At 34.4% G+C, this 12,041-nt stretch carries 9 protein-coding genes; all 9 read right to left on the reverse strand.

All coding sequences use genetic code 11. The annotated features are described in order from the left end of the window. Positions 1-2 precede the first annotated feature (2 nt). Positions 3-1,685, reverse strand: coding sequence for a 30S ribosomal protein S1 (rpsA, locus tag A9G48_RS03900; RefSeq protein ID WP_034943163.1), 1,683 nt, complete (start codon positions 1,683-1,685; stop codon positions 3-5). A 45-nt stretch (positions 1,686-1,730) separates the two neighbouring features. Beyond that, positions 1,731-2,480: a (d)CMP kinase gene (cmk, locus tag A9G48_RS03905; protein WP_065575809.1), complete on the reverse strand. Its 750-nt coding sequence runs from the start codon at positions 2,478-2,480 to the stop codon at positions 1,731-1,733. A 1-nt stretch (position 2,481) separates the two neighbouring features. Next, on the reverse strand, positions 2,482-3,762 hold the full coding sequence (aroA, locus tag A9G48_RS03910) for a 3-phosphoshikimate 1-carboxyvinyltransferase (protein WP_034943165.1): 1,281 nt from the start codon (positions 3,760-3,762) through the stop codon (positions 2,482-2,484). Positions 3,763-3,783: 21 nt separating this feature from the next. After that, on the reverse strand, positions 3,784-4,656 hold the full coding sequence (locus A9G48_RS03915; protein WP_034943167.1) for a helix-turn-helix domain-containing protein: 873 nt from the start codon (positions 4,654-4,656) through the stop codon (positions 3,784-3,786). A gap of 269 nt (positions 4,657-4,925) precedes the next feature. Then, entirely contained in the window at positions 4,926-5,828 is a 903-nt protein-coding gene (locus A9G48_RS03920) for a lysine exporter LysO family protein (protein WP_065575810.1), read from the reverse strand. Positions 5,829-5,892: 64 nt separating this feature from the next. Next, positions 5,893-6,819, reverse strand: coding sequence for a VirK/YbjX family protein (locus tag A9G48_RS03925; protein ID WP_162174510.1), 927 nt, complete (start codon positions 6,817-6,819; stop codon positions 5,893-5,895). A 246-nt stretch (positions 6,820-7,065) separates the two neighbouring features. Next, positions 7,066-8,367: a phosphopyruvate hydratase gene (eno, locus tag A9G48_RS03930; RefSeq protein ID WP_034943174.1), complete on the reverse strand. Its 1,302-nt coding sequence runs from the start codon at positions 8,365-8,367 to the stop codon at positions 7,066-7,068. Between the two features lie 47 nt (positions 8,368-8,414). Next, entirely contained in the window at positions 8,415-10,052 is a 1,638-nt protein-coding gene (gene pyrG, locus A9G48_RS03935) for a glutamine hydrolyzing CTP synthase (RefSeq protein WP_034943177.1), read from the reverse strand. 235 nt (positions 10,053-10,287) lie between these two features. Continuing rightward, on the reverse strand, positions 10,288-11,997 hold the full coding sequence (locus A9G48_RS03940; RefSeq protein WP_034943180.1) for an IgaA/UmoB family intracellular growth attenuator: 1,710 nt from the start codon (positions 11,995-11,997) through the stop codon (positions 10,288-10,290). Positions 11,998-12,041 lie beyond the last annotated feature (44 nt).

Raw genomic sequence — 12,041 nt, forward strand, 5'->3', positions numbered from 1 at the left:
TTTTACTCAGTTTTTGATGCTGCTTTAAATGCTTCAGCCATCGCATTAGTAAATGATGCTTCTTCTTGATTAGCAGTGTTATTTACAGTAGCAAGAGCTTCTTTTTCTTCAGCTTCATCTTTTGCACGTATAGATAAAGAAATTGCACGTGTTTTACGATCTACATTCATAATCTTAGCTTCAACTTCGTCACCAACTTTAAGTGCGGTGGTTGCATCTTCGATACGTTCGCGTGCAATATCTTGAACTTTTAAGTAGCCTTCAATACCATCAGCAATTTCAATAGTTGCACCTTTAGCATCAACTGCAAGTACTTTACCTTTAACTATTGCACCTTTTTTGAAGTTTGAGGCAAAACTACTGAATGGATCATCTTCTAATTGTTTAATACCTAAAGAGATACGTTCACGATCAGCATCAACTTGCAGAACAATAGCTTCAATGTCATCACCTTTTTTATATGATTTAACAGCTTCTTCACCTGGCATACTCCAAGAAATGTCTGAAAGATGAACTAAACCATCAATACCGCCATCTAAACCAATAAAGATACCGAAATCAGTGATTGATTTGATCTTACCACTAACTTTATCACCTTTATTGTGTGATTCAGCAAATTGTAACCATGGATTTGGTTTACATTGTTTCAGACCAAGAGAAATACGACGACGCTCTTCATCAATTTCAAGCACAATAACTTCAACTTCATCACCTAAGCTAACTACTTTAGATGGGTGAATGTTTTTGTTTGTCCAATCCATTTCAGAAACGTGAACTAAACCTTCAACACCTGTTTCAATTTCAACAAAACAACCGTAGTCAGTTAAGTTAGTTACTTTACCAGTTACTTTAGTACCTTCTGGATAACGTTTAGCGATTGAAACCCATGGATCTTCGCCTAATTGTTTTAAGCCAAGTGATACACGTGAACGATCTTTGTCAAATTTAAGTACTTTAACAAGTAATTCTTGACCAACTTCAACCACTTCACTTGGGTGTTTAACACGTTTCCAAGCCATGTCAGTAATGTGAAGTAAACCATCAACTCCACCAAGATCAACGAATGCACCGTAATCAGTAAGATTTTTGATGATACCTTTAACTTCAGAACCTTCTTGTAGATTTTCTAGAAGTTGTTCTCTTTCTGCACTATTTTCAGATTCGATAACTGCACGACGTGAAACAACAACGTTGTTGCGTTTTTGATCTAATTTAATAACTTTTAATTCGATTTCTCTATTTTCAATATGAGAAGTATCGCGTAATGGACGAACGTCAACAAGTGAACCAGGAAGGAACGCACGAACGCCATTAAGATCAACCGTAAAGCCACCTTTAACTTTACCATTAATAACACCTAAAACTGTTGCAGCATCTTCAACTGCTTTTTCTAGTATTATCCATGCTTCATGACGTTTTGCTTTTTCACGAGATAAAATTGTTTCACCAAAGCCATCTTCAATTGAGTCAAGCACAACATCAACAATATCGCCAACTTGAACTTCTAATTCACCTTGGGCATTTTTAAACTGCTCTACTGGAATTGCGGATTCAGATTTTAAACCAGCATCAACTAGAACAACATCTTTGTCGATTGCAACGACAGTACCACGGATCATATTACCAGAACGAGTGTCTAGTTGATTTAAAGACTCTTCAAAGAGTTGAGCAAAAGATTCAGTCATATTTATATACTTAAAATTAATTTAACGTCCACATTACATCATGTCTTATGGGGTTATTGATGATACTCCACTCATCCTTGTGATGGAGCTTGGTTTACTCACGCTGTAAACTGACTTACAACACAATTTTTTGTTTATATACGTAATAGATTGTTCAAAAACATCTTGAATAGAAAGCGATGTAGTATCAATTATTAGCGCATCAACTGCAGGTTTAAGTGGCGCAATAGCCCGATTACGATCTCGTTCATCACGCTCAGTTATCTCCTGCAAAATTCCGGCGAATTTAACATGTTTTTGCTTATGTTGCAACTGTTTCATTCGTCTTTCAGCACGTGATTGTGCACTTGCATCAAGAAAAATTTTAACAGGTGCATCGCTAAATACCACGCTACCCATGTCTCGACCATCGGCAATAAGCCCAGGTGCTTGCCTAAAGTCACGTTGACGTTGTAATAAGGCAACTCTAACTTTATTGAGTGCAGCTACCTTTGAAGCTGCGCCACCTGTTGCTTCGTTGCGAATATGTTTAGTTACATCAACACCACTTAGCATAACCTTAACTTCAATATCATTACTGTCAAAAGTCAAAGGTAAATTTAATGCTAAATTAGCTAACTGGTTTTCATCATCCAGGGCAATATTTTTTTCAAGAGCAGATAATGCTAGTACGCGATAAATAGCTCCTGAATCTAAAAGGTGCCATTTTAAATGATTCGCTAATGCTTGACATAATGTACCTTTACCAACACCACTTGGTCCATCAACAGCAACAACGGGAACTATTTTATTCATTTTATTGTTCGCTTAATCGTTTAAATTGTTCAAAATAATCAGGAAAAGTTTTCATTGTGCATTTAGGATCTAATATCGTCACTGGTGTATCAGATAATGCAACTAACGAAAAACACATAGCAATACGATGATCATTATAGGTTTCGATTTTAGCATGATTTAATTTAACTGGTGGAATAATAGTAATATAATCGTGACCTTCATCAACAGTTGCACCAACCTTTCTTAATTCTGTCGCCATTGCATATAAGCGATCAGTTTCTTTCACTCGCCAATTATAAATATTACGAATCGTAGTAGGACCTTTAGCAAACAATGCCGTTGTAGCAATAGTCATTGCCGCATCGGGAATATGGTTCATATCCATATCAATGCCATTTAATTCACCATGTGAACATTCAATATAATCATCAGCCCAAGTGATTTTAGCACCCATTTTTTCAAGCACATGAGCAAATTGGGTATCACCTTGTAAGCTATTTTTCCCTATGCCAGTTACTTTAACGCTACCACCTTTAATTGCAGCTGCTGCTAAAAAATAAGAAGCAGAAGACGCATCGCCTTCAACTAAATAATTTCCCGGTGATTGATAACACTGATTAGCTTTAACAGTAAATTTTTGATAATTGTGGTTGGTAACCAAAACACCAAACATAGCCATCATCTTAATAGTGATATCAATATAAGGCTTAGACACCAAATCACCAATTATAGTAATTTGAGTATCATTTTGTGCTAATGGCGAAGCCATTAACAACGCTGTTAAAAATTGGCTAGAGACCGAACCGTCAACTTTGATATCACCACCTGTAAAGCCGCCTTGAATATGTAGTGGTGGATAACCTTCATTTTCAAGATAATCAATTTTAGCTCCACCTTGACGCAAAGCATCGACCAAATGACCAATTGGGCGTTCTTTCATGCGAGGTTCGCCCGTTAACACAATATTATTATTTCCAAGACATAACGTAGCAGTTAAAGGACGCATTGCTGTGCCTGCATTACCCAAAAAAAGCTCTAATGCATGGTCGGATTGCAAAATACCGCCTACACCTTGCACATCACAAATCGTACGATCGTGTGATAGCTGATACTTCACACCTAACGTCGCAAGAGCATCAAGCATATAACGCACATCATCACTATCAAGTAAATTTGTTAACCGTGTATTACCTTTACTCAATGCTGATAGTAATAACGCACGATTAGAAATACTTTTTGAACCAGGTAAATTGATTGTACCATTAAATCTTTTTATCGGTTGTAATGTTAAGGATAACATAAGGGCTCTCTTTAATCTTCTTTAAAATTTTTCTAACGTCGCTTTCAATAAATCAATTGCTTGCTTATTTTTAGCACTATTTTCACATAGCTTATCAAATAAATGACGATACCGTTTAATTGCATCGTAAGATGAGGTAATCGAAGCAATACCAGTAGTAACATTAGGTAACTCACCTAATCGAAACGGGCTAATTGCTAATGAAATAGGATTCTCATCTTGATAAAAAATCTGAAAAGTAATTGACGGAATTGCTTCTTGTGTAATAGCAATCGTTGGCGAAAGGGATTGCTGTTCAATTAACTGAATTAAGTGATAAACTTCTTTACGTGCTAGTAACATTCTTTCCGATTTTTTACCTGGCGAAATAGCTAAATTACCTACCAAACCAATATGTAAAAAACGTTCTACATTACGTAAACTGATTAAATTAATAACTTTTGGGACTGATTGATGGAACTGAGCTTTACGATCTTTTAAAATAGACAAGGTAGTTGCATATTTTTGAGGATCTATGGATTTATTTGCCTCATTTAACATCATTGCTAAATGAGGCAAATAATCAGAAGAGGTTAATAAAAATGAAAAAGGATCAAAGTGAGAATAAATATGAGTTGATTGCTGTTCTAGTTGGCGCATGCGTTCAAAAAAGCCTTCACCACTCGAATAGTACTCAGTGTCAATACCAAGTAAACTAGCAAAAGACGTGTCGAGTAAGAAAGCTAAGCGCTCTAGAGTGTCAATTTTAACGATCTCACCTTTTTCTAACCGATATACTGCTGCTCTTGAAATTTTAAGACTTTCTGCGACATCTTCAGCCTTCAAAGAGGCTGCGATTCGGTACGCACGTAGACGCTGACCTATAGCACAATAATCAATCGTTCTAGTAATCATAATTCACTCAAACTATTTAGATTACTGCAGTGTATCATATAGCAATAACTATGCCAATTTTGAATATAAGCTATTTTAGGCTGGTTATATGACGGTAAGTTCATGTGATTAAAAATTTTATTATAAGAGCAATTTTATAGCGCTTATATAATGATAAACTAGAGCTTAAGATATTATAGATTCTGTTTTAGAAATCGAAAACAGAATGTTATTGTAATATAAAGGAATAGTTATCGATTTATTAATAAATTACTTTTAATTATATTTTGTTATCCATAGTTAAACAGTCCCATAAAAATTGGCATTAACAAAGTTAGCAAAAAACCCTGAACCATTGCTGAAGGAACAATAATAACACCAGCTCCTTTTTGTAACATTGGCAAAGTAAAATCCATTGAAGTAGCCCCACACAAACCAAGTGCAGTCAATTTATAACGTTTAATCAATATAGGAATTAATAATATTGCAGATACTTCACGTAGAATATCATTTAAAAATGTGGCACTCCCAATAATAGCACCATGCGCTTCTGTCATTAAAATACCCGATAACGAATACCAACCAAATCCCGATGACATTGCAAGACCAACGCGAACAGGCAAGTTTAAAATAAATGATGCAATTATTCCTCCTAAAAAAACACTCATAACGACCAAGATAGTCGCTATCACCCCTATTTTATTAATTAAAATATGCTTAATTGAAATATTATTACTGCGTAATTGAATTCCGACTAAAAATAATAAAAAAACCAGTATAACCTGAGTTATATTTTCAGCATATTGCCAAATAAATAATGGCAATAATCCACAAATAAATCCGATAATTAATGCAATAAAAACACGTAATGATTCAAAAATCATCTTAAAAGGTGATGTATAAGTTTGAGTTAAGCTATTGGTCTTGGAAGTAAAAAAATAGTCAAAGATAATTAAAAAAATAAAATTACCGCCAAACGAGCAAACAAAAATAACACAGGCATAACATAAAATAATTTGCAAATTAGTAGTTAGATTATCCATATGGGCAAGTTCGGCGCCCATAATAAATAACATTAAATAAATCATCCAACTTAATGTTTGGTTAATCGTATCTATCCATTTCTGGCTTTTGAATTTAAACAAATAACCTATACACATTGGAATCAGAGCAATAAGGATACCAAAATACATGCTTTATCTCCTAACTTACAATTTATCTTTTCCTTTTTAATACTACTATACTCTTTATATTAAATTATGTTAAAGAGGCTAATTGTGTTTCTATATCATTTGCCATTTGATCTAGCAAAGCATAACGATTACGATACTCAGAACGCTTTTTACTAGCAATTTCTTCTATCGATTTTCGTTCTATTTTGTTTGGTAAAATAAATAAACCTTTGGTATTTTTTTTACCATCAATGCTTAACCAAAAACTATCATAATCAGATAAGATTTGTTCCTGACGACTGTTATAACGCCAGTTATTGTAAATATGAGTTTGATTTCCAACGGCTACAATTTGCTCTAAATGGAAATAATGAACAATAACTGATACAGCTTCAATCAACACTCGCTTAGGAAATAATCCATAACAGTTTTTAGTTGCTTTTTGTACACGCGATCTTGCATCGGCATATCCACTACCTTGTAAGCCTGCAATAAACAGAGTCGTTTTTTGTTGATATTCAATGATACAAAAGGTTAATGTTGCCAAATCAACACCTTCATTATCAAAAAAATAAAGACTTATTTCACCTTCTCGTGCAAATTTATTTCGCGCTTGAATGGCTATTTGTATATTAACATCATTCTTTACTATTAAATTAGCTAGCACATAAGGTGAATCTGGATTATAAAATGCTTTTGTCATACTATCTGGGTGCTGCGATAAAAAATCGTAATGGTAAGATAATGCAGCAAAACGTTCTTTTTGCGTTAGACAAGATGACAAATATGGACGTTGTAACTTACATGGCAAATTAGTCTGGCATGAAAAGTAATACCCAAGTAAAGGATACTTCCTTAATTTATCGAGCCATTTAAGTGTAATTGTTTTTAAAAATAAGGTTCTTAAAAAAAACTTATAACGATAGGTCGCTTTAAGCCACAGTTCATTTAACGGTAGTTTACCTGTACAAAGCCAGTTAAATAATTGCCATTTACTTTTTGGCTTAGACATATTCGTAATATTATTCATAAGGAAAAAATTTAAATTGAGCTAGTTAATTGAAAACATTAATGCGATGACTAAATTAAGAAATACCAATTATATATTAAAAATAAGTCATGAATACAAGGTGCAAAGAGTATAACACAATATAAATCAGCGCAACTATTTCTATATATTGTTAAAAAAGTTGATGAAAATAAAAAACGGCGAACAAGTCACCGTTTTTATTAAACGATAGATCAAACTGCAAAATAATTATTGACCTTTAACTTCTTTTAGCCCGTTAAATGGTGCTTTTGAACCTAAAGCTTCTTCAATACGAATTAATTGATTGTATTTAGCTACACGATCAGAACGGCTCATTGAACCAGTTTTAATTTGCCCCGCAGCTAAACCTACCGCTAAATCAGCGATTGTAGAATCTTCGGTTTCACCACTACGATGAGAAATAACCGCTGTATAACCTGCATCTTTCGCCATTTTAACCGCAGCGATAGACTCAGTTAATGTACCGATTTGATTTACTTTAACTAAGATAGAGTTGGCAATACCTTTTTCAATACCTTGTTTGAAGATTTTAGTATTAGTTACAAATAGATCGTCACCTACTAATTGGATTTTGTGACCTAATGCTTTAGTTTGATAAGCCCAACCTTCCCAATCACTTTCATCTAAACCGTCCTCGATTGATACGATTGGATATTCACTAGTTAAACCTTCCAAGTAATGAGTAAATTCTTGAGCAGTGAATTCTTTGTTGCCTTCACCTTTCAATACATATTTGCCCGTTTCTTTGTTATAGAATTCAGATGCAGCACAGTCCATTGCTAAAGTGATGTCTTTACCTAAAACATAACCTGCTTTTTCTACTGCTTCTTTAATGCATGCTAATGCTTCCGCATTTGACCCTAAGTTAGGCGCAAATCCCCCTTCATCACCTACTGCAGTATTCATACCCTTAGCATGTAAAACTTTTGCTAAATTGTGAAATACTTCTGAACCCATACGGATTGCCTCACGTACTGTTTTAGCACCAACAGGTTGAATCATAAATTCTTGTAAGTCGATGTTGTTATCAGCATGCTCACCACCATTGATGATATTCATCATTGGTAATGGCATTGAGTATTGACCTGGAGTGCCGTTAAGGTCAGCAATATGTTGATAAAGTGGAACTCCTTTAGCAGCCGCTGCGGCCTTAGCCGTTGCTAAAGATACAGCAAGAATTGAGTTAGCACCTAAATTAGATTTAAAATCAGTTCCGTCTAAGTCAAGCATAATTTGATCGATAGTAGCTTGATTCAATGCATCTTTACCTACTACAGCTTTTGCAATTGGACCATTAACATTTTCAACAGCTTTTAGAACACCTTTACCTAAAAAGCGAGATTTGTCACCATCGCGAAGTTCTAACGCCTCACGTGAACCTGTTGATGCACCAGATGGTACAATTGCAAGACCAACAAAACCACCTTCTAAATGAACTTCAGCTTCAACTGTTGGATTACCACGAGAGTCGATCACTTCACGACCATGTACTTTAACGATTTTTGCCATGTTATTTTCCTCTATATGACAGATATTTTACTAATGTTAATTCAAAACTATTTTTGTTGCTGCTCTTGATAAACTTTGGCAGCTTTTATAAAACTACTGAATAATGGGTGTCCATCTCGTGGTGTCGAGGTAAATTCCGGGTGGAACTGACAAGCAACAAACCAAGGGTGTTCTCGAATTTCAATAATTTCAACAAGTTTTCTATCTGTTGAAAGCCCTGTTACTTTCAAACCAGCTTTAACAACTTCTGGTAATAAATTATTATTTACTTCATAGCGATGACGGTGGCGTTCAGCAATAGATTCGTTTTTATACATACCATATACTAATGAGTTTGGTTCTAGATGACAAATTTGTGAGCCTAAGCGCATAGTTCCACCTAAATCACTATTCTCATTACGTTGAACCACATTACCTGATTCATCACTCCATTCAGTGATTAAAGCGATAATAGGATTAGCACAATCTTTAACGAATTCAGTTGAATTGGCATCTTTAATACCAGCAACATTACGTGCGTATTCGATCATAGCTACTTGTAAACCAAGGCAAATACCTAAATATGGAATTTTGTTTTCCCGTGCATAGCGAGCTGCCATAATTTTGCCTTCAACACCACGATAACCAAATCCACCTGGAATTAAAATAGCATCTAAACCTTGTAGTAAATCGGTACCGCGTGATTCAAGATCTTCTGAATCAATATAACGGATATGCACCGTTAAACGATTTTTTAATCCACCATGTTTTAACGCTTCATTAACTGATTTATAGGCATCTGGTAAGGCAATATATTTACCCACCATACCAATGGTCACTTCGCCAACTGGATTTGCTTCTTCATAAATAACTTGCTCCCACTCAGAAAGGTCAGCTTCTTTACAATCAAGATTGAAACGTTTACAAACAAAGGAATCTAAATTTTGTGATTTTAATAATGCAGGAATCTTATAAATTGAATCAACATCTTTAAGCGAAATAACCGCACGCTCAGGCACATTACAAAATAGGGCGATTTTGGCTCGCTCATTAGCAGGAATGATGCGATCAGAACGGCAAATTAACACATCGGGTTGAATACCAATTGATAATAATTCTTTTACTGAATGCTGCGTCGGCTTGGTTTTAACTTCGCCAGCAGATCCTAAATAAGGAACCAATGTTAAATGCATAAACAACGTATGTTCACGCCCCACATCAACGGCTAATTGGCGAATTGCTTCTAAAAATGGCAGTGACTCAATATCGCCCACCGTGCCGCCGATTTCAACAATCGCAACATCAAAACCTTTAGCACCATCAATCACACGCGACTTAATTGCATTTGTGATATGAGGAATAACCTGCACTGTTGCCCCTAAATAATCTCCACGGCGCTCTTTACGTAACACATCAGAATAGATGCGACCAGTAGTAAAGTTGTTTTTTCGCGTCATTTTAGTGCGAATAAAACGCTCATAATGCCCCAAATCAAGATCGGTTTCGGCACCGTCTTCTGTCACGAAAACCTCACCATGTTGAGTCGGGCTCATTGTACCTGGATCAACATTAATATAAGGATCAAGTTTAAGCATGGTGACTTTTAAATTGCGGGCTTCTAAAATTGCAGCAAGTGATGCTGCGGCAATGCCTTTACCCAAAGAAGAAACGACACCGCCTGTAACAAAGATATAATTCGTGACCATTAATACCAGACCATTATTTATTTAATAGAATAATATTGCACTAAAGCTAAATGATAAAAACCAATGCAATATACGATGAATCAGACGGGAAAATAGTATAACAGAATCCATCCTTGCTCACAATTGAATAATTATTTTTAACCAATGTTTTCAACAAGCATATTAGCCAAACTTATAACGAGTTTAGCTAATCAACTTTCACGATTAAATATTATCAATAATCGTGAAAATCATTCTAAATTATACGATTAGCGTATAAATTTTTAATTTTATTGTTACGAAGTCGATTCTGAATTAGTTTCAACAACAACATGAAACCGTTAAAAATGGTTGTGGAAGTTAAAACCCCAAATAACAGTAGGCTTAAACACATTGGCAATAGATTTTCGCTTATATTCGTTTGATATAAACTTTGCGTATTTATGGTTAATGCTGCAATGGTGTGATTACTGTCATAATCAACCTTTGAAACGAATCCCGAAATTTTGAGCAGACCAAGATCTGCATAAAACTTTTTGTCAGCTTTTGCATCTACAGCCTTACTCGATTGTAAATTTGCTTCATCTTTGCCATCGGTCTGATGAAAATATCCATTAGATATTGCCAAATGAAAAGATGTACCTGTTGTTAGACTGTGAATTAATGCTTTTTTGCATATATCAGCATCATCTTTAACAGGCCTATCACATGACCATGACTCCCCGTTCAAGTTTAAATACAATAAATCACCAGGCTTGATATTGCTATCTAACAATTTTGATGCATCATCAAAAAACCAACGTTGTGAATCATGATTAAATTGATGATAAGCAAATGAGATATTATCACTCACATGTGTTTGAGTATAGACAACATAAATAAAGAACGTTCCTATCAAAAAAAACCATAAATTACGCCCCCAAAATCTTGGTGGACCAAACTGTTCAACCTCTTTACCAACCGACATAGCATAACCATAGCGAACAATTTTTTTATTGTTTATATCAACATCCATTTCAATATTAAAAACACTACTTTCAGGAATAAATGATTGCCAATTTTTAGGATAGCTTAACTCTAAATTACGGCCAACTATAATCTTTTGTGATTTGGCAATTTTATGATTTATTTTTCCTCTTATTTGATTAATAAATTGCACTTTTGTTTTAGATTTTGGTTTACGGTAATAAAAATAAATAGCAGCCAGAAAATTCACCCCAAACCAAAACAGATCGTGCAATTCTTTTGTTTGCCAAAAACCATTAAAATAGCTGATTGCAAAAATACCAAAAAATACCGTGACTATCCCTTTATTTGATTTATTACGGCAAGCTGATTCTTGAAGTGTTTCTTTTCGAACTGATAAAATTTCGTAACCAAATTTTTTACTCAGTTTAGGATTTGGACTTACAGTGTGTTTAATATTTTCATCTAAGTTTTCACCTTCTGGATATTTTGAAGTGCTGCTCAACCAATACATTGAACTTTGTTTATCATATTTTTGTTCTGCCAAATAGATAGCTTTAAATGCTGAATCTATTTTATGACCATTTAACTTAACGGCGATAGCGTAATTTTGGGTAAGCACAATTTCAACTTCGTTAAAATCACTAAGGTAACGGTCCATTTTAAAAGGAAATATAACATCAATATTATCGATTTTATAGGAAAAAGTGTCTTCGGGATGTGAAAATTCATTTTGTTTTAAACAATTACCGGATATTAACATCACATCTTTAGAAACTAATGATAACTTTTTTACCCCTGAAGATTTCTGACTAGTCATCGTTAAATATGTTTCTACACTATTTATTTCGTCTTTAGTCACTATTCTAATAGGTTTGAAGTTGTTAACCGAACTACCTGCCATTAGCTTTTTTTTATACTTAGTGCTTCTATATTTTTTTATTGGATAAAAAATAAATGAAACAATAAATTGAATTAAGACGACCACCAACATCTGCATTGTAACTTATTCCTTATAAACCCTATTGTATAATAACTAACTGA

This window comes from Gilliamella sp. wkB18 (assembly GCF_001690875.1).
Classification (GTDB): Bacteria; Pseudomonadota; Gammaproteobacteria; order Enterobacterales; family Orbaceae; genus Gilliamella; species Gilliamella apicola_A.